Raw genomic sequence first — 24,957 nt, 5'->3', positions numbered from 1 at the left:
GAGTGGCCATCATGTTGTTTTCTATACTGCTTCCAGGTTTTCTTTCGGTGAAGGAGACGAGAATTTCCGCAGCTTTGCCGGTCAGCCTGGCCAGGGTTTCCGTAATTGGCCTCGTGGTTCTTCTGGCGTTCTCTGGTGTCACCATCTTGCTTTCTTTCAGCGGATACTACTTCTTGATGGGCCTTGCAGGTGGGCTCGCCCCGGTATACGGTTTCTTCCTTGCAGGTAGCAGCGCGATTCAAATCGCCTCGGAAACGGGGCCGTTTGCCAGAGTCTCCCCTTCCACCGGCTTGTGGATTCTCCTTCTGGCCGGTTATGTGGTCGTCTTTGCGGCAAGAAGGAAACTGAAGGATAAGAGGATACTGTCGTCACTGCTCGTTCTGATCCCAATCGCTTCGTTCGCAGTTCTTCTCGGCTCCGGTCATCTCAGGGAGCTAGCGATCATGAAGGAGTACGCAAACAGGAGCGACAGGTTTCTCGAAGAGACTGTACGGCATCTTCTGATCGCCGGCGGAGCCGTAGTGGCTGGGGTGATAATCGGAGTGCCCCTTGGAGTGGCGGCCAACAGCTTGCCAAAGGTCGAGAAACCGGTCTTTGGTGTGGTGAATTTCATACAGACGATTCCGAGCATAGCGCTTTTCGGGCTTCTCATAGCGCCGCTGTCGTATCTCTCTCGGAGTCTCCCCTTCCTGAGGGAGCTCGGGATAACGGGAGTCGGCTGGGCGCCAGCTATGATAGCCCTCGTTCTCTATTCACTCCTTCCTATCGTTAGAAATACTTACTCGAGTCTGAAAGTCATTCCGGCCGATACGGTTGAGGCCGCCAGGGCCATGGGGATGAGCAGGTTGCAGGTCCTAGGAAAGGTGGAGATTCCGATCTCGCTGCCGGTAGTTCTTGCAGGAGTAAGAACGGCGGCCGTCCAGGCGGTGGGCAATACGACGATGGCCGCGCTCATTGGAGCCGGGGGTCTTGGGGTCTTCGTTTTTCAGGGTCTTGGCCAGGCCGCCATGGATCTCGTACTTCTCGGAGCGTTGCCGATCGTGGCGCTTGCCCTGATAGTCGATTCTCTTATGCAATTGTTGATAGCTATTCTGACGCCCAGAGGGCTCGTTTCGGAGGTGGCCGATGATTAGATTCGAGAATGTCACGAAGGAATACGATGAAGAGACCGTAGCTGTGAGAGATATAACATTCGAAATACCCTCGAGAGAGCTCACCGTTCTTATTGGGCCGTCTGGGTGCGGTAAGACGACGACTCTCAAGATGATAAACAGAATCGTTAAACCTAGCGGCGGCAGGATCCTCATCGATGGAGAAGATGTGAAGGAAATGGATGTCATGAGTCTAAGAAGAGGGATAGGCTACGTCATCCAGAACGTAGGTCTCTTTCCACATATGTCCGTGAAGGATAACATCGCGACCGTTCCCAAACTGCTGAAATGGGAAAAATCGAAGATAGAGAGAAGGGTAAGCGAACTGCTCGAATTAGTCGGGCTTGAGCCGAGGTCCTACGCAAACAAGCTCCCCAAAGAGCTTTCGGGAGGGGAAGCCCAGAGAGTGGGCGTCGCGAGAGCGCTTGCGGCCGACCCGCCGATAATCCTTATGGATGAACCTTTCGGGGCGGTCGATCCCCTAACGAGGGTGAGACTGCAGGACGAGTTCGCCAGGATTCAAGAGGAGCTTCATAAGACGATAGTCTTCGTAACTCACGATATAGACGAGGCGATAAGGCTTGCCGACAGGATTGCGGTCATGAGGGCGGGAAGGATACTTCAGTTCGATACCCCCGAAGAGATTCTGGCAAGACCTAAAGAGAAGTTCGTTCACGATTTCATGGGGTCCGACAGGGCCCTAAAGAGGCTCTCCAGAATACCGGTCACAGAATACATAGAAAAGTGCGAGACGATAGACGTCGACGGCAACTGGGACCAGCTTGGTATGACGAAAGAGGAGTTCATCTGGGCGCTGGATGAAGAGAGGAGACTTGTCGGTTGGGTGGATGTCTCGCATTCAAACAGGGAGTTGCCCATCAGGGAGGCATTGACTGAAATGCTCGAGGAGGAGGTTTTGAGCCCCGACAGCACTGTCAAAGAGGCGCTTTCTAGGATGCTTGAGAGCGGTACAGTGGCACTCCCCGTCGTGGAGAAATCGGGACGCTTTCTCGGTCAGATAAGCCTAGCGAAGATTCAGGAGTTGACGAGAAGTGACAGGGAAGAATAGCAGACTTTCGTCATGGATCTTTCTGGGGATCTTTCTGCTGGCGTTCATTCTCCTCATTTCCAACATGGCTTTATGGGAGAACTTTCTAGGCTGGCTCTTTCCGGAAGAGAGGGAGGTCCTCCACCCGAGAGGAACCCTGCTTGAACTCGTGGCAGAACATATGTGGATGGTCCTTGTCTCGAGCGGACTTGCCACGATTATCGGCATATCGATTGGGGTATTGGTCACGCGGCCGATGGGGAGACAGTATCTGCCGCTTGTGTCGAACCTGAGCTCTCTTGGCCAGACCTTTCCGCCCGTCGCAGTGCTGGCTCTCGCCGTTCCCCTACTCGGCTTTGGATTCAAGCCGACAGTGGCCGCTCTGCTTCTCTACGGACTTCTGCCTATAGTGAGGAACACGATTGCCGGCATCGAGAACATTCCTCCCGATGTTCGCGAAGCCGCATACGGTATGGGGATGTCTTCATGGCAGGCGCTGTTCAAAGTGGAATTCCCACTTGCGCTGAAGGTCATAATGTCGGGAATAAGGATATCCGTGGTGATAAACATCGGCACAGCGACTGTCGGTGCAACGATAGGGGCAGGAGGGTTGGGATCGCCCATCATCGCAGGACTCGTTGCGGAGAATCCCGCCTTTGTGCTCGAGGGGGCTATTCCGGCGGCTCTTCTCGCCTTTTCGGTAGACGCATTTCTGGGGAATTTAGAGAAGACTATATCGTCGGGATGACTGCGGACCTGTCGTTAACTAATGATAATCTATTTGCCGGTCTTCGTCGTTGTTTATAGTGGCGGATTTCTCTCCGGCAGACGGGTGCGGAACAGCCATCTTGCCGCTTACGAAAAGTTCGCCCAGAGCCCTCACATCTCTTCCCGTAGGATTCTGGAAGACCCGGAGACCGAAGTGTGGCAGTGCGGCGAAGACGTGATCGAAGATGTCCGACTGCAAAGCTTCGTAGTTCACCCAAGAAGTATCGCTGCTGAAGGCGTATATTTCCAGAGGAAGCCCGGTGTCGGTTGGCTGAAGCTGCCTTACCATGATTATCATGTTCTTGTTCGTTCCCGGGAGATTTCTCAGATATGCCATGAGATAGGCCCTGAAGGTTCCAATGTTGGTCATTTTCCTGCCGTTGACGGGTTCGCTCACATCTACATTGTTTTTCTTGTTGAATTCCTCTATCTCTTTCTTTTTGCTTTCCAGATAGGGTCTGAGGATCTCGATCCTGTAAAGCCTTTCGTAAAGCTCGTCGTCGAGAAAGCGAATCGACGAGGTGTCAATGAAGACCGATCTCTTTATCCTTCTTCCTCCGGCCTGAAACATTCCCTTCCAGTTCTTGAAGGATTCCGAGATTATCGCGTAGGAGGGGATGGTGGTGATCGTTTTGTCCCAGTTCTGGATCCTGATTGTGGTAAGCGTTATGTCTATAACGTCTCCGTCGGCCTGAAATTTCGGAACCTCTATCCAGTCGCCTATGCTGACGAGATTGTTCTTCGAAATCTGTATGCTTGCGACGAGTCCTAGAAGCGAGTCGCGGAAGACTACCAGCAGAACTGCCGTCATCGCTCCGATCCCGCTAAGGATTCCCCATGGAGAGATTCCAGTCAGCACTGATACCGCAATAACCCCGGCCACAATGTAGACCATGATCTTCACTACGGTAATATAGCTCTTTATAGGTTTGTCTTTTGAGGTTTCAAGGGACTGATAGGCGCTCGTCAAGACGTCCAGGAAGGAGTCTATCACGACGGCGACGATGAATATTAGATACGTGGCGACCAGTTTGTAGATCAAGTCCTCTATCGCGGGGAATGCCCGGGCGAAGAGAGCGATAACTATTGCCGGTATCATCAGTGCTATCTTGTAGAGAAGTCTGTGCTTGATTAAATAATCGTCCCACTTGAACGCGGACCTTCTCACAATGATTTCTATGGGCTTGATCAGCAGCTTCTCGAAGAGGAATTTCGAGAGAAAGGCCACGACTACCATTATTATTCCGACAACTATATTGGCAAGTACCAAGTCGAAAGTCTCGCTGAGTCCGAGCGCCGAAAACCACCCGGCAAAGATGTCTATCACCTGATCGCCTCCAGAGACAATGATAACATCACTGGATCGACACAGCTACTTTTACGGCGTTCTGGGTAAGTCTGACTCTTGATAATTGCGGGAGCCTTCCCCCAAAGATTAGTCGGTACAGAGGGTTACAGAGATCGCCACAATGTCGTAAAATAGTGTATTGGAGGTGAGTGAGTTGAAATGTCCCGAATGCTACTCTAGTGATAACAGGGCGACGCCGCTTAAGAATCCCGAAGACTGCCTGTCGAACCATGTTCAATACATCTGTTCCACTTGTGGCAGGGCGATTTGCATGGAGGGCGATGAAAGAGAAAAACACGGTCCCTTATCCTCCTTCGGTTCTTTCAATGACGCAATGCTTTACCTCCGGGCAGCCGAGGCATTATTCAACGGGCCTTGCGGCATCTACGAATTGACTGACGGTGCGAAAGTCTTCTATAAGATCTTCAAGGATAAAGACGGACTGATGAACTACCTGCTGGAGAACCCGGAGAAGAGGTGTCCTTTGGGAGAAGCGCTTCACGAAACAGAGGAATTCAGGCCGGTGGTTGAAGGTCAGATCCGGAGGCTGGACAAGGAAGAGGTCGAAGAGTATCTGAGAGAGAAAGAAGAAGTTGATGACTAGCTTCGAGACAGTCTTTATTCTCGTTGTCTATGGAATCGCTTTCTTCGAACTCTTTTTGCTGTCCCTAAACTTCAGAAATGCGAAACTCTCGAAGGTCTCACTTCCAGACAACTTGCGAGACGTCTTCAGCGATGATCTCATAGAAAAGTCTGTGGAATATTCAAGGGCGAAGAGTCTTTTTGTTATCGTTTCGTCTGTTGTCAACCTTGTAGCGCTTAGCATTGGAATTTTCTGGGGATTCGGAGTAATCGAATCTCTTTCGATGAAGTTGGCCGAAGGTTTTGCGCTGCGTGGCCTCATCTTTTTCTCCTTAATCGCCTCGATTTACTTTTTTATCTCTCTCCCCTTTTCGATATACTCGACTTTCGTCCTGGAGAACAGATATGGATTCAATCGAACAACACCGAAAACATTCGTTTCGGACAAGATAAAAGAGATCCTTCTTGCGGCCGGGATCGGCCTCCCACTCGTATATCTTGCCCTCCTTGCGATTGATTCCTTCGAATACTGGTGGGTCTATCTGCTGATAGGCGTCGTTGGATTCGAGATACTTACTCAGTTGATATTCCCGACAGTGATCCTGCCGCTTTTCTACAAACTGAAGCCGCTTGAAGATGAAAACCTTGCAAAAAGGATAAGAGAAATTGCGGACAAGGCAGGATTCGGAGTCAAGTCGATCCTTGTCATGGACGCCTCGAGGAAGACGGGCCACACAAACGCCTTTTTCACGGGTATAGGCAGGGCAAAGAGAATTGTTCTGTACGACAGCCTCCTGGAAAAGCACAGTTCAGAGGAGATAGAGGCGATCTTTGCCCATGAGGCCGGCCACTTCAAGCGCAAACACATTCTCAAGGGGATGCTCATATCCAACGCGGTCGCAATATTCGCAGTGGTTCTTCTGTGGATGATGGTCGAAAGCGATACCGTCGCTGGTATTTTCGGTGTCTCAGAGAAATACGCGATTCTGCTTTATGCCGGGATCTTCCTGTCTTCGATCTTCACGGTTCTGGACTGGATAGACTCGTTCATAAGCAGAAAGTGGGAATTCGAGGCCGACAGTTATGCGGCAATGATTACAGGCGATACCCAACCGATGATAAGAGCTTTGAAGAACCTATCCGTATCTAATTTGTCTAACCTCAGCCCGCATCCTTTGTATGCAGCACTATATTACTCGCATCCGCCCTCGTGGGAGCGAATTGAAAAACTCAACGGAATAGTCTCTAATATAGATGAAAGAAAGAGTAGGGGGTGAGAACTTGAAACTGAAGTTCATTAACGGTGTTACGCCCGTGAACAGGCTTGAATGGATCGAAGAGTACCTTGGCCTTCCATTCGAACTCTTCTGCAAGCACGACGAGTTGACTGGCTTCATCACGAGCGGCAACAAAATCAGAAAGCTCGAGTATCTTCTGAAAGATGCTCTGGAAAAGAAGGCAGACACCGTCTTCACCTGCGGGGGAATTCAGTCGAACCACTGCAGGGCGACGGCGATGGCGGCGAGATCGCTCGGAATGCAGCCGGTACTCTTCCTCAGGGGGAGGCCGATGGAGATTCCTCAAGGGAACGTCCTTTTAGATACCATGGTGGGAAGCGACATTCATTATGTGACCAAGGAGGAGTATTCGAGAATAGACGAGATCTTCGCCAAGAAGAAGGAAGAGTACGAGAATAAGGGAAGGAAGGTTTACCTGATCCCGGAGGGCGGTTCAAACGCGCTGGGAGCGAGAGGTTACGTGGACGCCGTGAAAGAACTCTCTGGCCAGATCAATCTCGACGGAGTTGAAGCCATCTTCACTGCAGTTGGCAGCGCCGGAACCTATGCGGGAATTCTGGCAGGGCTAAGAATACTTGGCTACAACACCGGAGTCATAGGAATAAACGTTACGAAGGACCCTTCTTCAATTTTCGTGGAAAAGACAAAGAGACTAATAGGCGAGATGAGGGAGTACGAAATAGACGTATCGATAGATGACGGCGAGATCGAGATAGTCGACGACTTCTCGGGCCCTGCTTATGCCGTGCCTTCGGAAGAGGATATAGAGCTTATAAAGAGCCTTGCCAGGGAGAGAGCCTTCTTCCTTGACCCCGTCTATACGGCGAAAGCCTTCAGGGGAATGCTTCAGATCTCAAGGGAAAGGTTTGCCGGGAAGAGAGTTGTTTTCATCCATACTGGTGGATTGTTCAAGCTGTTCGACAATCCGGCCACTTATGTAAAGTAAAGCCCTGCATCGCAGGGCTTTATATTTTATTCAGGTTGTTCAGTCTGTCAAGAAACTTGTCGACGTTCTCCCTGAATCTCTTTATTTTGACCTCCGCTGTTTTCAGGTATTCGAGGCCGGCCCTTGTGATCTTGTAGTTCTTCTTTGCCGGGCCTGCGTCTTCAGTATCCCATTCGGAAGTTATGAGTCCCATTTCTTCCAGGCTGCCCAACACACGATAGAGGCTTCCCATTTGACCGACACCAAAGATCGGTATCTCGAAATCGTTGATTCTAGAAGAAAGCTCATAACCGTGCGCAGGCTTTTCGGCGATGAGAAGAAGCAGATACAGTTCAATCCAGGATCTGCCCATCCCCATTCTTCTTCCCCTCATGTTTCTCATGCCGTACTCCATGTCATTAATTAGTGATTGTGGAACTTTCCGTGGTCTTCGGGCTCGTATTCAAGACTGGAAAGTTCACCTTCGATGTAAGTTTTTACGAGCTCTTCTACAGTCCCGCTGGCTCCTGTAATGGCATGTACGCCAAGAGTCTCGAAGAACTGCCTCGCCCGGCCGCCCATGCCTCTCGTTATGATCACATCGGCGCCTTTACTCTTCACATAACCCGGAATTTCACCAGGCTCGTGCTGTTCAAAGGGATTTACCTCGATTTCGTGAGAGACAATTTCGTTGTTCTCAACAGTCACGAATGCAAAGAACGGAGAGTGACCGAAATGCTCCGATATATGTGACTGGAGTCCTTTGTTATCAATTGTTGGAATAGCTATCTTCACAAACCAACCTCCTTGCATATATTCAACTACCATATATTATAGCATCTGAATTGGACTGGATTCTGACATCATCGACGATCTAGGTTCAACTGTCATTTTAGGAAGGCACAAAACAGCAGCCCTCCGCTTAAGCAATTGTGAGAGAATCTTCATGGATGAGGTCCGGCATGAAGAAGACGCTTGCTTTTTTGATAATTGCGGCATTGTGTGTTACTGCGCTTGCGAATGGTTTGCTGGTCGTAACTTTGAAGGACGGTTCAGTCTACGAATTCTACCTCGATGAAATCGAGAGTCTAGTATACGTTGCGGAAGACGAATTGCCCCTTGAACCTAAGTACATGAGTTTCGAAAAACTTGTTTTCGTTCCCGGTGAAGAGATCAATCTCTACTTCTTTGGAACTTCGGGACTGGGGCTTACGCCTGGATCGGAATCGTTCCTTCGGATATTACGCATGGAAGCGAGTCGGAAAACGACCTGCACGACATTCAGTATGCTTACGTCGGTGGCATGGCAGACGGTTTGATAGTATTCACCGCTCCATGGGATGCCGGATTCTACGACTTCAGGTTGAATGATTCCGAGAGCGGCGGCATCGAGATCGACTTCCTGACCTTCGAGGTCCGAGAGTAGCCTGCAGAGCCAATTTTAATTATCCTAAAGTTGCCCTGGGCGTCGTTCTGCTCTTGAAAGGTTATCCCAACTGTGATAAAATCTTCGAGTACGGGGCATAGCGCAGTTGGAAGCGTGTCTGCATGGGGCGCAGAAGGTCGCTGGTTCAAGTCCAGTTGCCCCGACCACCTGTTAGCACCGCGATGCTAGCGAAAAGCACCATTATAAAGGAAAGACGCGACTGAGGTCGCGCCTTTTCTTTTGTTAGAAAGCACCTTCGAAAATGAGGTTTCTTTTCTTGAATATATTATCTAGCTATTCCTTCCAGAAGTAAGGCTGCCAGTCAACATAGTAAGGATTGCAAACAGAACAAAGGGTGTAGTCTCCACGAAACGCGTCGGATAGTCCCACTTCATGGCAACTATCATCGATTTAGTTTAATCAGGGCTCCGTCCTTGCAATACGGAACCCAAGGCTGCGGTCCGTGCCAGTAGCGGAGGAGCCTGTGCGACTCGCCACCCGTGCGTTCGAAGCAAAGTGGAACCAGCTACCGCCACGAACCACCCGGCTGGAACCACTGGTATTGTAAGGGTTCGTCTGCGCCGAATTGGAGTAAGCTTCATACCAGTCACTGCACCATTCCCAAACGTTTCCAGACATATCGTGAAGTCCAAGTTCGTTCGGCGTTTTCTTTCCAACTTCTTGAGTCATTTCTCCGGAATTCGGATCGTACCAGGCCACATCATCCACACTGTTACTCCCGGAATACTTGTATCCCTTGCTCTTGTTTCCACCCCTGGCCGCGTATTCCCACTCGGCCTCAGTAGGCAGTCTGTATCCGAGTACCTTCGTTATGTCTGCCGTCACTTTTCCGTCTTTGTCCAGCAAATTCCCGCTACTGTCATACGCCTTTGGAAGGTCCTCTTTCTCACTCAGCCAGTTGCAGTAAGCTATAGCATCGTTCCAGCTCACGTTGACAACTGGCCTATTTTCTCTTCCCCACCCGTTATCGCTGGGTTTACTCCTGCCAGTAGCCTCGCAGAAGGTGTCGTACTCGTCGAATGTGACTTCATACTTGCCTATGTAAAAGTTGTAAGTGAACGTCACCATGTGTATAGGTCTTTCATCGCTATCTCCTCCACCCCAGGTGTCTCCCATAGTGAAACTGTTCTTCTCGACAAGTATGAAATTCCCCTTCGGTGCAAAAGTGCTTGTGACGATCGAGGGTATGATGCTATCTGGCACGTAGTAGCCCTCCTTGAAAAATATCCTGTCTATCCTATCCTGATGAACCTCTATCACCGATCCCACGTCAAGCGCGATTTCTATGTCCTCCGTCTCGAGTATCCCCTGCACGGTGTCCCCATTCGTCATCTTCACTGTGGTGAGTAGATTAGCGTCCCCAATGAGAGTTATCGACTCGGTTGTAGCGAAGTCGAGCAGTATCTTCGCGTAAGCTGTGGAGATCGTTATGTCCTTTGTGATTATTTGTCCGTGAAAGTAGTCTCCGTCTTTGAGCTTCATGAACTGCCTCCACTTCATGCCAGCCGTTTCCTGTGGTCTCTGCCGAAAGATTATCTTCAGCACATGCTCATGCCCTATCTCTAGCAGTTGCCCACTCGTAAGCTTAAAGCTTATGAATGCATCTTCTATTAACCCTGAAAAGCGGTTGTTGTTGATAGTTAATATAAATTCTGTGTTGGTAGCCCCTCCTTCGAGGTTTATCCCGGCAATGTATCTGCTCTCTAATGCTATTTGGGCATAGGAGGTTCTTATGGAGAAGCTCTCGTTAAGGACAGTGCCCGTCAGTTTATCCCCGTTTCGCAGTAACAGTATGTCCGCGTTTATAAGTCTTTCAGTATCCAAAACTCTCTGAATAGTAGGCATTACAGTTTCTGTGATTGCCAACGTTGAAGTTGCGAACATCAATATACTTATTACTAGAAACTTCGCAATTTTCAATTCTCTTCCTCCCAATAAGAGATTGTTCTATCTAAAACTACAAGGTAAGATACAAATCACTTGTTTCTGGATAGAATATCCCATTTCTTCATATTGAACTCCGATTCAGAAAGCACATCAGTTTTATAAAGCACGTACAGATTTCTCAGAAGCTTTACTACATAATCACGATCGTCTTTGGGTTTTCCCAGGAAAAGTTCTTTTGCCCTCCCAAATTCATCTTCAGTAATCAATCCCTCCTCCATCAATCGATTCAACTCCACAATTTCCTGAGATAGGTTAGTTGATCCTCGATTAACACCTATTCGTTGTCTTTGAAGAATTTGATCTACTGCTTGCTGAAGCTGGTAAGCATCTTCCTCTTTTTCAGTATACCCGACAACAGAACCTGTCCAGAAGTTGATAGAAAAGTTTTGTCTTCTTGAACCAGGGTTGGTAAATGTGTAATTGACAAGTGTATCACAACCCATAGTATCCTCTCTAGAAAACCGAACTTCTTCGTTTTGCCATGGCCATCTCTGCTTCGGTAAATACATTCGCAGGAAATAGTTCGTGAAGACAAAAAAATATCTCACATACCCTCTCACCTCTTTACCGTCCCAAGTAACTCCCTCCATAAAACGATTAACAAAAACAGAGGAAATTACAACTTCCCCAGGATGAAGCTTGCTCTCTGCAAAAGTAAGGCATTGTTCTGCAGTTGGAAAGTCTTGAGAAGATAACAAGAGTGCTATTGCGAGTAGAAATAACATTATTGATAACAATATGAAAACGGGTATGGCAAATCCAATAAGGAGAAGAATAATTCCTATGAAAATCAGTATAAACCCAATTTTAGCAAAAACACTTTTGTTGAAGTTCAAGATAACCTCCTTGTCAAATTAGCCCCATTGTTCGTGTTTTGGCCATTTAGAAACTTCTCCAAAAGATACTATCTAAGCTAACTTCAACCCAACAGCTCTTTTCTCTAATGATTTATAAGTATGCCCAAGAATCATCGGAAGATGATCTTAATCCCAAACTGTCCCAAAGTGAACCGTAATTATTCGAACGCCATAGACATTCCAATTCTCCTGTGACTCTTCTAGCTTTTGGGCTCATTCATTCATCCATACCTGGGTGATTGGAGGCACAGCAAAGGATAAGAACGTAAAAATACTAGTAATCAGGGTGCCTTCCTTGCAACACGAAACCCCAGGTAGTAGTACATGGAATCAGGTTTGTAGAAGCTGCGAAACGCTACACGCGCGTACGTCGCAAAGTTAACCCAACTACCGCCACGACGCACCCGGCCGCGAGCAAGTAAAGACATGATTGGATTCGTATCCGCCCAGCCGGAGTAGTTTATATGACCGTCGCTGCACCACTCCCATACGTTTCCAGACATATCGTATATGCCGAGCTCGTTAGGCAACTTTTTCCCTACTTCGTGCGTCTTACTCTCCGAGTTCGAATCGTACCACGCAACGTAGCCAACATTATCGCTCCCGGAGTACTTGTAGTTCTCGCTCTTATTTCCTCCTCTGGCCGCGTATTCCCACTCGGCTTCGGTAGGCAACCTGTACCCAACTACCTTCGTTATGTCTGCAGTTACTCTTCCGTCTTTGTCCAACAGATTACCATCATCGTCATACGCTTTGGGGAGTTTATATTTCGCGTTCAACCAGTTGCAATAGGCTATTGCATCCCACCAGCTCACGTTAATAACTGGTCTGCTTCCCCTTCCCCAGCCTTCGTCGTCTGGCTTGACTATGCCTCTAGCCTCACAGAAAGCGTCATACTCGTCGAATGTGACCTCATACTTGCCAACGTAGAAGTCGTAGGTGAACGTCACCTGGTGGGTCGGTTTTTCATTATCGTATCCATCTCCCCACGTGTCGCCCATCGTGAACCTTCCCTTTTCGACCAGTACCAGTTGTCCGCTTCTTGCCAGCATAAGAATCGCCAGCAATAAAATGAAGGCTGTCAACAATACTGCTTTCTTCATTACCCACCTCCATAGGCAAGGGCTCGCACTCGAAGTAAAGACGTTAAGACTCAGGCAACACACGGCAAGCTGTACAATGACCTCACAAGATCAATATACCACTTGTTACATTGATACCAAAACAAGAAAGGGATTGCTCAGAAAGAATCGCGTTTTGTGATAAGCGGTTTTCAGCAATATGATTGCACGTATTTCGATAGAAAATGCAAATTCATCAACGTCACATCGTTCTGCGGTAAATCTTACACACAAAGCGCAAACAGTTATCTGAGTTTTGTCTGAAGTGTAACATGCGGTATCATATTGATATTTCGGGGGAAAAGAAACGAGAATAAGGGGGAGAAATAAAGAGAAGGTTTACGCTTCTTCTGTGTTTACTTACAACTGTTCTTCTTTTCTCGTCAGGTGCAACTGAAGTAAATAAGTACGAGATCATGATTCAAGCGATCAGCGAATGGCTTGATTCCAAAGAGCCCCCGGTGTTCGAATCCGCAGATAAGGAGAAAATTTTCGACTGGAAAGTGGCTCTCGAGAAAACAAGTTACGGTGAGAGGTTCTACACTTTCAGTACAATATTGGACGAAATTGGTGATAAGACCTTCCGTCATGATTACTACTACTATAATGCTTCGTCCTTGAGAGCCGAGATGCTGAAACTATATCCCAAAGACAGCGAAAGAATGCCTGGAGTAGAAGAACCCTCGCTGTTTCTTGAAGACATGTACAATTACTATCTAAGAATTGTGTCAAGCGAACAGGAACAAATGCTATGGCTAGAAAACTTCATGAGATTTCTGGAAGGGCTAAGTAACAAAGAAGCGTTTGACGTATTCAAGAAGCATCCACAAATCATTGAGGATATTCTCCTTCAGTATTTGGCGTTAGCTAAGATTTTCCTTGACGGAAGAGAATCGGACCTCTGGGACATCGACAATGTTTACAAAGCCACAACTACTTTGGCTGCAGATACAGAGCTTTATAGAAATTACCTCTTTAAGCCACTGCTGTTATTTGTGCAATCACCAGTATTTGCCTACTTGTCGAAGAAACATACTGACACTATCATTTGCTTCATTATTCCTGACTACACAGATATTGATACTGCTGTGAAAATCTACGTAGAGTTGACTGAATAGGATTGGTTTCCAACACCTGCAGAAAAACGACCCTCCCAACACGGAAGGGTCATCTTCGGGAAAAGGAGGTGTCAAAAGCGAAACTCAAATCCTATCAGCAGGTCGAAATAGCGCTTGAAATCGAACAGATATTGCCACTTCTTAGCGATTCCTATATGAAAACGCACAGGCGGCTCCACTTCGATTCCTGCCGTCGCTATGAAGTCTGAGACGTCTAGTGCAATGTTGAGGGAGAACCAGTCTTTCTCATACACAGGGTACATCTCGTAGGTGAAGTCTTTCCCTTGAAAGTCGGGAAGCGTTAGGCGAATCCCTGAAACGTTCTTCATCTTTTGTTTATAAACATCTCCAGTGCCGCCTCTACTATGTCACCCAGGGAGGCCTTGTCCTGATCTGTGAGTGAGTATTCGTCGATAGCCGCTAGGTTCTCCAGCAGTCTTATCGCTGCCTCTTTCATCTCCGCATTCATTTCCGTAACGTCCTTGCCTTCGTTCTTCATCTTCGTTTTGATTCCCTTATACTGTCGCTCTAATGAAGAGACGGCAATGACCGCGTATCTCATTATCTTGTCCGTTGAAACATTGCTTGAGAGTTCTGATCTCGGGAGGTACGATTGATTTTGATGAGAAGGAGGTATCATTCTTTCTGAGGTATCTTTGCTAACTCACTATTTACCGATCTTGTTGCCCCGACCAAGAACCCTCGATTCGTTCGGGGGTTTTTTTATATTAGAACGGGTTATACTTAACATGGTCTTCTCAAGAAAGCCCCGGCTAAGAAGTCTTTCCGGAAAGACGGTCGACAAGAGCTTCGCTGTTAATTGACCAGAGTTTCGAGCAATCGACAACGGCAGGCAGTCTGTCTGTCTCTACATAAAGGAGTAGTCATTATTTGATAATGCTAAGTGATTTTGAAATTACGAACAAGAGAATTGAGCTCCAGAGAAGATGATTGGGTAATGATGAGCTCTCGGGAGTAGATTAAGAGCTTTTCAAGATTGCAGAACCTTACCTACCCTCTTTGCTTTTCCCTTCTACTCTCTGAAGAATGGTTTGACCAAGAACGGTTATTCCGAAAAGTCTAGATTCCGTCATTCCGACAAAGCTCCTCGTCGGAATCTTGGTGCTACTGCTTCATGACTTCAACCAAGAAGAGCAGATTTTCGCTATTGAACGAATGAAAAACTCTCCTCGGAGAAAGGACAACTGTTCAACGGCGAACCGGTTTCAATTCGCTCTTCCTAATACTAGATTGCAACGCGCAACCACGGTCTTCTCAAGAGCAGATCCCGAAACAAGTTCGGGATGACAATATGCGGGAGTTCTGAAAAATCATGACGGCTTGACAGCTTTGGTTATTCCGAAAACGTCGCATCCCGTCATGAACTTGTTTCAGCATCTCGATGGTCCTAAGATCCGCTTTGCGCTTAAGAGAAAAAACCCACTGGTCGCTGTGAAGAGCCGTCCTTGGTCCTTCGTTAAACAGCAAGAACCCGTCCTTCGAAAGAGTATGAAGAACAGATCCTCTCTCTGGAACGAACAACTTCTCCTCGACGAACGGTGACCACTCTCTTGCTCTTCCAACCTCTGACCACTGACCTCTAACCTCTACGCGCGTTTCCATTTCCACTACGGGCGCTGTGGTCAAAACGTTAGTTTCCTAAAGTGGATCCTTCTGCCGTCTCAGTATCCCCTGGATGAACTCAGCCTTGCCATTTGTATAAGCTTCTCTGTTATCTCTGTATTTTTCGGCGAGCTCTTTCTTGAGCGCAGCGTATTGTTGTACTATCTCTGGGTTTTCACGCAAACAGTTCCTGAAAAAGATGTGGCCTCTCCAGAACTTGCTTCCAAAAACGACCAAGTGTACGTGGCAGTCAATCTCACTGCCGGATCTTTCAAAGTACCTTCTTTCTGGCATTGAATCCTCGTGCTCGGGTCTGTAAAGATAGCCCGTTCTTTCAATGAATGGCACGCAGGAATCGGCTTGTTCAAGTGATGATACGCCAATCATTATGTCGATCACGGGTTTGGCCTGCAGTCCAGGAACTGCTGTGCTTCCTATGTGCTCGATACTCATCTCAACACCTTCGAGCGCGGCATAGATCAGTTCCGCTTCCCTTCTGAAAAGCTCTGGCCACGATGAATCATACTCAGCGACTATCACTGGCTTTCCTCTCAAGGGATCCCTCCTCAACTGTCCTTCAATTGAACGTTAGTTGGCGTTGTGGGTAATGAACGGGGGAAAGATCGATTCCAAGACCTTCACCTTTTCAGGAACTTCGGAGATCCCCCAAGGAACGTTCTTCCATGAGTCCGTACGAAGCCTTCCATGTCTCCAGAGTCTTGTGGGTGAAAGCCTTCCTGTCAGGAGGGGTGTAAGGTCGGAAATCGTAATCTCCAGATCATTAGGAGCTTCACTCAACCTTGCAGTACCCTTTCCGATTTCGATAGTGAGATTGTTCTGGGGCAGCAGCTTGTCTTTTATCTTGATGACAACTGTTTCGGAAATTGACCTGTTCATAAGTTCCTTGATCACGGGCAATGGATCAAGGATTCTCACCATTCGCGAAGAGGCGTCCTCGATTTTCAGGTCCTTTCCGGCCTGCCATCTGGAATGGAAGAAGAGTTCCACGGGGAAATCGGGAGGCATCCTGTTCATTTCGAAGGTCGCGATCTGGTCTCTGTGATTGAGCATGAATCTCTTCAGTGCGAAGAGACCCGCAAGGTCTATGAAAGAGAAGTTACTGACTTTCATCTTTCTCTCTTTCTTTCTGTAAACCATCATCGCATGAGGCATACCTGCCTTGTCTACGGCCACGGCCCCGAAGAGGTCTTTCATGTGGAAGATCTCCTGACTGCAGGCGTTGATTTCAATGGCTTCGGTGTAGCGAGAGGTTTCCCAGAGGACCTTTCTAGCCTTTTCGATGAGCTCCTGCATCTCGGCGCTATTCAGGAGCTTGCCGGAAACGATATTTAGATTGTCCTCTTCAATTTCATCCGAAAGGAGAGAAAAGTCGAACTTGAAGTCCAGGCTTTCAAACCCAAGGCCGAATCCAAACCTCACATAGAAATCATGCTTGAAGGGGTCGAGCATCAAGAAATTGACGCCGCTCTGCAGCGCCTCCTGTATGTCTTTAAGGAGAATTGCCTTAGTTATTCCTTTGTTGCGATACTCGGGCAGCGTCGCCACAGCCTCGACGTACCTGCATTCAAAAGGCTTGGTGCGGATCTTCGCGAGATACTTGTAGCTTATGTATGCTGCAACCAGTTTCTCATCATCGAATGCTCCCCAGACGTATTTCCAGAGAGACGGATCGGAAAAGAAGAACTCGCTCTCTTCCGGTTCGAAGTATTCAAATGACATCAGGAAGATCTCAACAATCTTGTCTTTGTACGAACTGTCGATTCTTCTTATCTCCATAGTGCACCTCAAACAATCATCTCTACCAATGATACCAGATCGGCTCTCTCAGGCTCTTTATAGACTTGATTAGTAGACTTCTCAATTCTCGAGTTTTCTATATGTTTCTGTCGATCTTTCAATATGGGCAAACAACAACCCCGATTACGAAGCTCGCAATTCAGGAGCAGATAAAGAAAGGTACATTCGTCCGAAAGCTGCGTTTTCTGAGCTTAAAAAGCGCAATGCAACAAAACTCTTAGCGATAAGCATTTTGTTTTTGACAGTTGCAGTATTTTCGCCAGAATAAATCTTAGTAAACATAACGGTAAATTTTGAGAAAGCGAATCGTAGCATATATATCGTAGTTGTGTATTGTCCCCGATTAGTTCTGCAAACGACCAGTAGTATTCCGCCAGATTACTCGGATTTGGTAAGACCGTTTCCGGCCTTTCTTGCTGCCGTAATTCCGAAGTTTGCAGAACTGGCGTTCGATGTTGAGTCAACAATGGGGATTCAGAATCAAGTCTTGATTGAAGATGACCAAGGAGGCAGGAAGGAGAAAGGTCAGAAAAGCTATCGAAAGCTGAAACAGAAGAGATTGAATAGTCCTCTATCCAATGAAATGAAAACCGATGGCGGTTGCGGCAAAAAAAGAGGGTCGTCTCTATCTGCTGACCGGTTAACTGAAGGAGGTTGAAAGTGATTCTGGGGATCTTTCTGAAGGACAGAGAGGTTAGTTTCTTCGATGGTTGTTTAGAGGTGAAGATCGACAGAATGGAAGCTTTTTACGCAAAAGTTGTACTAGGAGGTGAAACGCCTGGAGTTTCTTTTGAGGATTACATGACTACTGCGTCAGTAATTGTGAAGAGAGATGAAAACAATATGGTGATTCTCGATTTTGAAGACTTCGCCCCTCCGGGCGAGATTAGAGAGCTTCGTTTCACGGCGGATGATATTACATTGTCAGTTACCCTTGAAGACAAAGAGACGGAGGAAATCTCGCAGGGTTTTAGGGATTATCGTCCACCGGAGGATTTCCTATCTTATCTCAAGAGGAATATGAAAAAGAGCGATAACCCCCTCGTGACGGGAGAGGTCGAACAGGTAGCAAGCTGATGATTGAAATGTCAACGGCCTGTTGATCCATCTGAACGAAAGAACAACAAGGAGAGCCTCATTGATACTAATCAAAGCTATACTTGCGACATACCTATCTTGTTTGTCTCTCCGATCGACTTCTTCATTATCTCCCTACCATGTCAGAAAGCGACTTCAATCTCTCAATTTGCTGTAAGGACTTCGTTTTTTGTGGGAAGGCTACTGTAGTGAGTCAGCAGGGCCTTCCTTTGCGCTTTTGAATTATATTAACCGGGAATCGGTCAGAGAATCTTCATGAATCGAATCAAGATGGATGAAGATCAGCAAAGATGAAAAACGATCCAACGATCCATCTTTCAAAATCCGTTTGACTTCACGAAGAACAGCTCGGTCATATGCTATTTCTTGAGAGATAATTCTACAGTTCATTCTGTCGGAATTAGTTCAACTAAAGCCTGCTTTTTTGCAGTCAATACTTTCTAAACAATTCACGGGAACCCGGAAAGGGAATTTTTGGATAAACGATAGAGGACGTTGATTTTCCAGTGAGAGCAGGTTCTACTAGAACCTTAGAAGCGTTTGTGAGAAGCATAGATCTTAGAATACCGTCAAAATTTGAATAAGACAATCCAAATAGTCGACTGTCTTTCTATTTGTATATTGTGGAAGTGGCCGGTGCTATACTCGTTCGGACGACTTCTAAAGGGGGTGAAAGTATGTTCAGAAAGGCGCTAATAGCGATTGTTCTCGTAGCCTCAGTATTTGCCTTTTCAACACAATTCAAGCGAACAATCGAAGATAAAATCGTTGTTCAGCAAGACGGATCGGCGATCATCACCCGTACTGAATATGTTCCAGCGTCCGACCTTTCTAAGATATACATCCAACACAGGGATGCCCTCAGAGAAAGAGAGACGGCCAATGAAGCCTTCGCCAACTTCTATGACGAGATTAGCAAGGGATATTTCTTTCTCTACAGATCGGTACCCGGCTTCGGAGACGGGGATCTTAGGTTCAAGATTGAAGGAAATGGAGACTTCACAAGTACAGTTTCGATGAAGGTCACGGGCCTGATTTCGGAATCGAAAGATCATCCAGGAAGCTACCAGTTCTCTAGCAAGAATTTCTCAGAAGAGAAGATCATGCTCAAATACCTGGAGGATCTCATCGATGGCAAGGCCTTCGAGACGGCCTTTCTGGGATCGTCGAAAAACTCGCTTCTTACGACAAAGACGACGACTATCGTCTTACCCGAAGGGTCAGAGATCATCGATCTTCTCTCTCCACATGGTGAAAAGCCTTCCAAAGATTGGTCGATCGATCTTGGCGGGGGGACTAAGTTCAAAGCGAGCTTAGACCTTGAAAAGAATACTATCACTCTGAAGGAAGAGATAATTACCGGGGGTGGCGCTCCAAAAAACCTCATGAATGAAGACAATGAGGAACTCATGGCGAAGCTCAGAGACTATGCCGCATATATAGCGGTCTTCAATAACGAAAAGACCGGCGGTAAACTGTCGCAGCCGGAGCCGTATTTCTTCAAGGAAGACTATTCAGGTTCCTGGAACTTTGGTATTTCACATAACTTCTCGACACAGTTCGCGTATCAGACTTTGAGCGTTGAACCAGGGCTTAACGTGAGCTTCACATTTGGCACTTCTCTGCTCTGGGAGCACCAGTGGAAGAAGGTAAGCTGGTGGAAATACAAATACGTTCTGAAGAAGTTCCAGACGACCGTGAGCCTCAGCCCTTCTCTGACGCCTTATATCGAAGTGAGTTCCGGCGCAGCGCTGAGCAAGACATGGGAAAAGAACATCACAACGAAGACGAAATGGATTACGTTCTGGGTTTCATGCGTGCCGGTTACCCTCGTTATGGAGGTCAAATTCGATGCGAAAGCCGAGGCTGGAATTTCCGGTGTTATAGGTTTCACGGCTTCTACGACGCTTTCTGCAAACACGACGCTAACTGTCAAATATGAAAATGGATGGAGTAAAAATGTAAACTACTCGGCAAATTACTCCGGTCTGCAATTTGATGCAGATGCAAAGGTCAATGCCTGGGCAAAGGGATCTCTTCCTCTTACCCTTTCGGCATACGTTTACTATGTTGCGGGCCCATTCGTGCAGTTCGTCCCATGGCTGAAGGGCGAGACTAACGCCTCTGCCGGTAGCTCTACCCAGGTTGGATACAAAGTAACGGCCGGCTTCGACGTCAATGGCGGAGTACACATGGCGGGCTGGCTCAAGGACCTTTGTGACGGTGTCCCGAGTGTAAGCTATACTTTCTGGAACAAGAGCTGGACAATCGCTAACTCGACACTCACTTTCTAGAGCAATATGACCGTCAAATATTAACAGGGCTCTTTGTCAAGATTGGGATTTCTTATGAATCGCCTGCTGTAGAGATACTGTAAGAATTGACCGATTCCCAGAGATATTGTTTAACGTTGTGCTTCAAGCTCCTTAGATCCAAGAAGCACAAATTGCAATGCTATTTGCTGGATGCAGAATTCGCAAAGTAGATGATTTTGACTTTTCGGCGAAAGATATCCGTGTTGCACAGGAGCAGATCTAGTCTTGCTTAAGGTGACTTGTCCGTGGATGGATGGCAACGTGCGATGCTGTCGAAGTCATAGGGAATTCGTTGAAAAAGAGTATTCTAGCTGATGTAATCAGTATCTAATTTTTTGTTAGGCAGTTATCGAGAGGGTCCGTTCTGAGAAGACAATTACTAAGGGATGCAAGGAGGAAGGAATACCAGATCATCGTCGATTGCAGTATTGAAGCAGGAAGAGCAACCAGCGCTGTTTATACGAGCCTGGACGAATGTTCAGGATCTTCCCACTATAATAGGAAGGTACTACGGAGAGATAGCGGCCTATTCTGGGTAAAACGAAGGGATTTCCGGCAGGGATTCCTCCTGTAGCTTATCACAACATGGATATGGAGAACCTTGAAGTGGAGATTGGATTTCCCATCTCCGCTGATCTTCCGGGAAGAGGAGATACCATTAGGGGATCGATTCCGGGAGGTCTATACGTTTGCTCAGCTTACACGGGACCTTGCAAATGCAGGGTAAATACGGTGAAATGGCCGAGTGGATAGGCACGAACGGATTTGCACCAACAGGTAGTGTCTATGAGAATTATTACAACGGGCCCGAGTTCCCGGAGAGTAAGTATTGACGAAGATTTCGATGCATGTAAGAAGACCTGAGTGAGCATCGGTCTTAGAAGACTTCCTGGATGAGAATGAAGCAGACCTAGATTCAGTATAGTTCTGCAGATTGCCTATGGAAATACTTAAATGAGAATCGGATAGTTAGTTAACAGAGGCCTCTTTCAGGGCCTCTGTTCTTGTTCTTGTCAACTGATTTTGCTCCAGTAGGAGCTCAACCCATTGCTAGTTAAGGATTGCCTTTTTCGAGAATTGGTTACACAAATTTCGGCTTGAAGATCTATGAGGAGGATCATAGAAAGCTAATGTTCTCTGAATCTTTCTACTTGCAGAATTCTTACGCAAGAGAGCAAGAGAAACTGGCTAATGACTTTGCATGAGATTATTCTTTGGTTTGAGATATACAGTATGGGATGAATTAGCTAGATACGTGCCAATCCGTAGGCCTAGAAATAGCAGAATCGTAGAGATTCTTAGGGGTTCGACTCGATAACGTTTGACTCGTCGAGATATTCTCTGAAAGCTTTTGAAGAGGTGTTTGCGTCAGTAAGGTTGATCAGGGCGATTACCATTGTCATCACCGCTATCGCCAAACCAATCGTAAAGACTATCAAGACTGTTTTATAAAACCTGTCCCGTCTCATCTTACGCATCTCGCTCCTTCGAACATTAGTATACCATGCTTAATTGAGAGATGCATCTGTAATTAACTATCAGTTAGTGTGTAAATCTATTCCTGAAAGGAAGTTTAGTGTTGAATTACTATGTGAACTTAAATAATAGATATACAAAGGAATTATATGAAATCGAACCGTTTTTTGGAAAGTCTTGGGAAGAAGAATGTTGCGAATGCTCCTCGCAGTGATATGGAGAACATAGTTGCCGGTACATTGGAGCAAATCGAAAGGTGATACTCTTGATTATTCTTTGTCAGCCAACTTGCCCAGATTCTCATCGAAACTGTAGAAGCTTTCATCCCAGAAATCTATCGGGCAGATCTCATCTTCGGACTCAAATCTGTTTCCTGAACCGACAACGGTCCCGTTGAATTCATCGCCGCCGCATTCACACTCCGTGCATCGATTCAAATAGAGGTCGAGACCATGCCAAATATTCCCGAAGAAGATGTTGTTCTCCAACCTGGTTTCGGAAGATGAGTTGATCAAGATACCGTTTTCGATGTTCTCCGTGACTACGTTTTCAGATAGAGATCCCGTAGCATTACCACCAAGTGAAACCCCTACTGTATTTCTCTTGAATGTGCATCCTGTGATGTTGTACTTCAGATCGTTTGTCAGGCTTATTCCAACTCCGTTCCTTTCGAAGACGCAGTTTTTGGCAATCAGGGTGGCGTTACCGTACGCGTAGATTCCGGCCAGCCTGGCTTCGATATACTCCTCGTTATCCATGCCGTCATAGCAGGTGATGTATGAATCGAGAACCTCTAGAGTCATTCCTGTGCCGCTGAAAGAGATTCCAAAGCGGCCGCCCGCTATGAGGACGTCTATGATCTGGCCGGAGGACCTGGAGACGTTTATGGCTGCGCCGCTGGCGATGACAGTCACGCTTCTTATCGAGAAGTTCTTGGCACCTCTTACGAAGATCCCGAGATCCTTTCCTTCTTCGGGCATTATTGTTACTTCGTCTCTTGAGGAGCCCTCTAGCTTTATCTCTTTGCTGATTGAAAGGCTCTCCTTGTATGTTCCCGAAAGTATTCGTATTGTATCGCCGGGATTCGCTGCATCGATGGCTGCCTGAATGTTTTTATACTGGCCGTCTGGGTCCCCGACAATTAGAACCTTGGCGCTGTCTCGTGCCGGGACTGTCGACACAAATACAAGTATGGATAAAAGCATAAAGAAAAGCATTTTCATAAACGCACCCCCATTCCTTTCCTACCATTAGTTTATCTTAATTTGGTTCAAGTATTCGATGGTTTTAACTATCAAGGTATTACAGATAACCATATAGCCGAGGTTTTGCCAATGATCTGACTCGCTTTCTTAAATTGTCTAGTTTACATTTCGTGACTGTTCTATTTGGAATGGTGCTAAAATCACTTGTTGTAAGGAAAATTCGTGGTCCGTTGTGGTTTTTCATGACTTCTCAGAGGCCAAAGTGAAAACTGGAGGCGAGAAAATGAAGCGGATCATACTGATTACGTCCTTTATGGCGATTCTACTGATGCTTCTTTCGGGATGTTTCTTCATTGATCCTATGGTAAAAGTTACAAAGCTTGTTAGCGATTTCGAGGAGTATTGGGAAGATGAAAATGCAGTCGGTCTTGCAGGATTGTATACAGATCCTGCGCTAATAAACACGGCAATGAAATCTTATTTACAGATCATAGACGCTTATTCAAGCAGATTCGAAGGAAGAGATGTAGTCTCCTTCAATAGAGGAGACGTCGACGTGCATTTCAATGTTGGAGCAACGGAAGCGACAGTAGAATTCAGCGCCGTAATAGACTGGACATCTGGTCCCGATGATCATCGCACTTATTCCTGGACAGTGAAAAAGATGTCCGGCAACTGGTTCATCTCGAGATCCAATGAATATTAGTTGATTTCTCTTTAGTGTGAAACCCAAAACAGAAGGATTGACCCTGTATTGATTCTTGTCGCTAGTTAGCGCTGTGAAGAAGCGCACTTAGATGAGATCATTATTCCTTCTGATTCTACGAGTCCAGGTTCTTCTTCGTAAAGGATTCCGTCCAAGAGCAGAAGTGATGCTGCCTACAGCAGGAAGTGAGGTTCGCTGGCGCGAGGAGGAATAGAATATTGACGCAAGGCTGCCTCTGGCAGGAGGCCATATCGAAGCCAGTCTGCTGGCACAGGCCAGTCAAAAGGCGAGAATCATCGCCGCCAGTGAAGGCTTCGCCTTCGCCAGTACCACTTCGTGGTGCCAGTTTCAGCTTCAAGCTGAGGCCAGTCACTGCAAGCAATGGCAAGAACAACCAAAAAACACAAGTGATGCAGAACATCAGGGCCATTGCACTTCGTGCGGCCAGTTCCAATTCGTGGGCAGAAAAGCCGCTGCACGCTTAAAAGCGGAGAACCCGCTAAGCGCTGGAAAAACCGTCCTTAGTAAGTACCGCTGTACGCTTAAGAGCAAAAACCCGCTGAGTGCTGCAAAGAGCCGTCCTTGGTCCTTCGTCAAAAACCGTGAACCCGTCCTTCGAAAGAGCAGTTGCAAGGATAAGAACCGCTGTACGCTTAAGAGAAAGAACCCGCTGATCGCTGTGAAGACAACATTGTCCATCAAAGGTCCTCCGTCCCCCGCCGAGAGGATCAAAACCAGATCCCGAAACAAGTTCGGGATGACATTCTTTGCGTTATTCAGACATGATTCTGCCCAGAATTCGGTTCGTTAAACTATTGAAGAGGACGATCTCATCCTTGGGAAGACTGATCATTGTTGACAGCGGGCGTGCAGCCGCACGCCCCTACATCCGTTTGGATCGAATCTATTCTCACATGCAACTCACAACTTGCAACTGTTCTTTTCGGCGAACGGCGAACCGGTTTCACTTCGTTCTTTCCGACCATAACCTCTTACCACCAACCACGGTTCCTGAAAAAACCAGATCCTGAACAGGAGCGCTTCAGGATGACGAAATGAGTTGGTTCTTATCAGATGGTTTTGAATTGCTTCTTGAGGACTGGGTC

General features: G+C 47.0%; 25 protein-coding genes and 1 tRNA gene. 14 read left to right on the top strand and 12 right to left on the bottom strand.

The genetic code is table 11. From position 1 onward, the window contains the following. Nucleotides 1–11: 11 nt before the first annotated feature. From THEBA_RS12280 to THEBA_RS12270, 3 genes are read left to right on the top strand one after another with little or no spacing between them, the layout of a single operon-like run. Nucleotides 12–1,133 carry an ABC transporter permease gene (locus tag THEBA_RS12280; protein WP_014731810.1) on the top strand — a complete coding sequence of 374 codons (1,122 nt, stop codon included), beginning with the start codon at nt 12–14 and terminating at the stop codon, nt 1,131–1,133. Continuing rightward, nucleotides 1,126–2,220, top strand: coding sequence for an ABC transporter ATP-binding protein (locus THEBA_RS12275; RefSeq protein WP_014731809.1), 1,095 nt, complete (start codon nt 1,126–1,128; stop codon nt 2,218–2,220). Before THEBA_RS12280 ends, THEBA_RS12275 begins: the two co-directional genes overlap by 8 nt. Continuing rightward, nucleotides 2,204–2,947: an ABC transporter permease gene (locus THEBA_RS12270; RefSeq protein ID WP_014731808.1), complete on the top strand. Its 744-nt coding sequence runs from the start codon at nt 2,204–2,206 to the stop codon at nt 2,945–2,947. Before THEBA_RS12275 ends, THEBA_RS12270 begins: the two co-directional genes overlap by 17 nt. Before the next feature lie 18 nt (nt 2,948–2,965). Here the strand turns inward: THEBA_RS12270 and THEBA_RS12265 are convergent, their stop codons facing one another. Continuing rightward, the gene (locus tag THEBA_RS12265; RefSeq protein WP_014731807.1) at nt 2,966–4,294 is read right to left on the bottom strand and encodes a mechanosensitive ion channel family protein; all 1,329 of its coding nucleotides are present in this window, start codon (nt 4,292–4,294) and stop codon (nt 2,966–2,968) included. A 175-nt stretch (nt 4,295–4,469) separates the two neighbouring features. Here THEBA_RS12265 and THEBA_RS12260 point away from each other — a divergent pair, with 175 nt between their 5' ends. Genes THEBA_RS12260 through THEBA_RS12250 form a run of 3 tightly spaced genes read left to right on the top strand, consistent with a single transcriptional unit; the run spans nt 4,470 to nt 7,141 of the window. Then, complete coding sequence (locus THEBA_RS12260; RefSeq protein ID WP_014731806.1) at nt 4,470–4,919, top strand: hypothetical protein; 450 nt, start codon at nt 4,470–4,472, stop codon at nt 4,917–4,919. Continuing rightward, nucleotides 4,912–6,174: a M48 family metallopeptidase gene (locus THEBA_RS12255; protein ID WP_014731805.1), complete on the top strand. Its 1,263-nt coding sequence runs from the start codon at nt 4,912–4,914 to the stop codon at nt 6,172–6,174. Before THEBA_RS12260 ends, THEBA_RS12255 begins: the two co-directional genes overlap by 8 nt. Further along, nucleotides 6,152–7,141, top strand: coding sequence for a 1-aminocyclopropane-1-carboxylate deaminase/D-cysteine desulfhydrase (locus THEBA_RS12250; RefSeq protein WP_049794065.1), 990 nt, complete (start codon nt 6,152–6,154; stop codon nt 7,139–7,141). The genes THEBA_RS12255 and THEBA_RS12250 overlap by 23 nt, the downstream gene beginning before the upstream one ends. Nucleotides 7,142–7,160: 19 nt before the next feature. Here the strand turns inward: THEBA_RS12250 and THEBA_RS12245 are convergent, their stop codons facing one another. Together THEBA_RS12245 and THEBA_RS12240 are read right to left on the bottom strand one after the other, a co-directional pair. After that, nucleotides 7,161–7,523 (bottom strand): PadR family transcriptional regulator, encoded by a 363-nt coding sequence (locus THEBA_RS12245; RefSeq protein ID WP_014731803.1) that lies wholly within the window; start codon nt 7,521–7,523, stop codon nt 7,161–7,163. A gap of 20 nt (nt 7,524–7,543) precedes the next feature. Beyond that, nucleotides 7,544–7,915: a NifB/NifX family molybdenum-iron cluster-binding protein gene (locus tag THEBA_RS12240; protein WP_014731802.1), complete on the bottom strand. Its 372-nt coding sequence runs from the start codon at nt 7,913–7,915 to the stop codon at nt 7,544–7,546. Nucleotides 7,916–8,082: 167 nt separating this feature from the next. On the opposite strand from THEBA_RS12240, the gene THEBA_RS12235 reads away from it, so the two are divergent. The 3 genes from THEBA_RS12235 (at nt 8,083) to THEBA_RS12230 (ending at nt 8,713) form a co-directional block, all read left to right on the top strand. Continuing rightward, nucleotides 8,083–8,439 carry a hypothetical protein gene (locus THEBA_RS12235; RefSeq protein WP_006489852.1) on the top strand — a complete coding sequence of 119 codons (357 nt, stop codon included), beginning with the start codon at nt 8,083–8,085 and terminating at the stop codon, nt 8,437–8,439. Continuing rightward, entirely contained in the window at nt 8,424–8,546 is a 123-nt protein-coding gene (locus THEBA_RS14895) for a hypothetical protein (protein WP_259459479.1), read from the top strand. Before THEBA_RS12235 ends, THEBA_RS14895 begins: the two co-directional genes overlap by 16 nt. A gap of 91 nt (nt 8,547–8,637) precedes the next feature. Next, nucleotides 8,638–8,713, top strand: a tRNA-Pro gene (locus tag THEBA_RS12230). A 253-nt stretch (nt 8,714–8,966) separates the two neighbouring features. On the opposite strand, the gene THEBA_RS14745 is transcribed toward THEBA_RS12230, so the two are convergent. From THEBA_RS14745 to THEBA_RS12215, 3 genes are all read right to left on the bottom strand, one after another. Then, nucleotides 8,967–10,487: a formylglycine-generating enzyme family protein gene (locus tag THEBA_RS14745; protein WP_014731801.1), complete on the bottom strand. Its 1,521-nt coding sequence runs from the start codon at nt 10,485–10,487 to the stop codon at nt 8,967–8,969. Nucleotides 10,488–10,543: 56 nt separating this feature from the next. Then, nucleotides 10,544–11,350 (bottom strand): SHOCT domain-containing protein, encoded by an 807-nt coding sequence (locus tag THEBA_RS12220; protein ID WP_014731800.1) that lies wholly within the window; start codon nt 11,348–11,350, stop codon nt 10,544–10,546. 302 nt (nt 11,351–11,652) lie between these two features. Continuing rightward, on the bottom strand, nt 11,653–12,474 hold the full coding sequence (locus THEBA_RS12215; RefSeq protein ID WP_014731799.1) for a formylglycine-generating enzyme family protein: 822 nt from the start codon (nt 12,472–12,474) through the stop codon (nt 11,653–11,655). Between the two features lie 434 nt (nt 12,475–12,908). Here THEBA_RS12215 and THEBA_RS12210 point away from each other — a divergent pair, with 434 nt between their 5' ends. After that, on the top strand, nt 12,909–13,610 hold the full coding sequence (locus tag THEBA_RS12210; protein WP_041928278.1) for a hypothetical protein: 702 nt from the start codon (nt 12,909–12,911) through the stop codon (nt 13,608–13,610). Nucleotides 13,611–13,681: 71 nt separating this feature from the next. Here the strand turns inward: THEBA_RS12210 and THEBA_RS12205 are convergent, their stop codons facing one another. The 4 genes from THEBA_RS12205 to THEBA_RS12190 form a co-directional block, all read right to left on the bottom strand. After that, on the bottom strand, nt 13,682–13,939 hold the full coding sequence (locus THEBA_RS12205; RefSeq protein WP_014731797.1) for a hypothetical protein: 258 nt from the start codon (nt 13,937–13,939) through the stop codon (nt 13,682–13,684). Then, nucleotides 13,936–14,172: a hypothetical protein gene (locus THEBA_RS12200; RefSeq protein ID WP_014731796.1), complete on the bottom strand. Its 237-nt coding sequence runs from the start codon at nt 14,170–14,172 to the stop codon at nt 13,936–13,938. Before THEBA_RS12200 ends, THEBA_RS12205 begins: the two co-directional genes overlap by 4 nt. Nucleotides 14,173–15,269: 1,097 nt before the next feature. Continuing rightward, nucleotides 15,270–15,788: a GrpB family protein gene (locus tag THEBA_RS12195; protein WP_006489862.1), complete on the bottom strand. Its 519-nt coding sequence runs from the start codon at nt 15,786–15,788 to the stop codon at nt 15,270–15,272. 33 nt (nt 15,789–15,821) lie between these two features. Continuing rightward, nucleotides 15,822–17,030 carry a GNAT family N-acetyltransferase gene (locus tag THEBA_RS12190; RefSeq protein WP_006489863.1) on the bottom strand — a complete coding sequence of 403 codons (1,209 nt, stop codon included), beginning with the start codon at nt 17,028–17,030 and terminating at the stop codon, nt 15,822–15,824. Between the two features lie 681 nt (nt 17,031–17,711). Between THEBA_RS12190 and THEBA_RS12180 the strand changes: the two genes are divergently transcribed. The 3 genes from THEBA_RS12180 (at nt 17,712) to THEBA_RS14470 (ending at nt 21,297) form a co-directional block, all read left to right on the top strand. Then, nucleotides 17,712–18,128, top strand: a complete 417-nt coding sequence (locus tag THEBA_RS12180) for a hypothetical protein (RefSeq protein ID WP_014731795.1) — start codon at nt 17,712–17,714, stop codon at nt 18,126–18,128. A gap of 698 nt (nt 18,129–18,826) precedes the next feature. Then, nucleotides 18,827–20,443, top strand: a complete 1,617-nt coding sequence (locus THEBA_RS12175; RefSeq protein WP_014731794.1) for a hypothetical protein — start codon at nt 18,827–18,829, stop codon at nt 20,441–20,443. Between the two features lie 710 nt (nt 20,444–21,153). Further along, nucleotides 21,154–21,297, top strand: a complete 144-nt coding sequence (locus THEBA_RS14470; RefSeq protein ID WP_006489873.1) for a hypothetical protein — start codon at nt 21,154–21,156, stop codon at nt 21,295–21,297. A 465-nt stretch (nt 21,298–21,762) separates the two neighbouring features. On the opposite strand, the gene THEBA_RS12165 is transcribed toward THEBA_RS14470, so the two are convergent. Together THEBA_RS12165 and THEBA_RS12160 are read right to left on the bottom strand one after the other, a co-directional pair. Continuing rightward, nucleotides 21,763–21,942: a hypothetical protein gene (locus THEBA_RS12165; protein ID WP_014731793.1), complete on the bottom strand. Its 180-nt coding sequence runs from the start codon at nt 21,940–21,942 to the stop codon at nt 21,763–21,765. A gap of 267 nt (nt 21,943–22,209) precedes the next feature. Further along, complete coding sequence (locus THEBA_RS12160; protein ID WP_014731792.1) at nt 22,210–23,163, bottom strand: right-handed parallel beta-helix repeat-containing protein; 954 nt, start codon at nt 23,161–23,163, stop codon at nt 22,210–22,212. Between the two features lie 265 nt (nt 23,164–23,428). Between THEBA_RS12160 and THEBA_RS12155 the strand changes: the two genes are divergently transcribed. After that, complete coding sequence (locus THEBA_RS12155) at nt 23,429–23,851, top strand: hypothetical protein (RefSeq protein WP_014731791.1); 423 nt, start codon at nt 23,429–23,431, stop codon at nt 23,849–23,851. Nucleotides 23,852–24,957 lie beyond the last annotated feature (1,106 nt).

Source organism: Mesotoga prima MesG1.Ag.4.2 (assembly GCF_000147715.2).
Classification (GTDB): domain Bacteria; phylum Thermotogota; class Thermotogae; order Petrotogales; family Kosmotogaceae; genus Mesotoga; species Mesotoga prima.
Note: the sequence above shows the minus strand (reverse complement) of the source record. Positions and strands in the feature narration are given on the sequence as shown.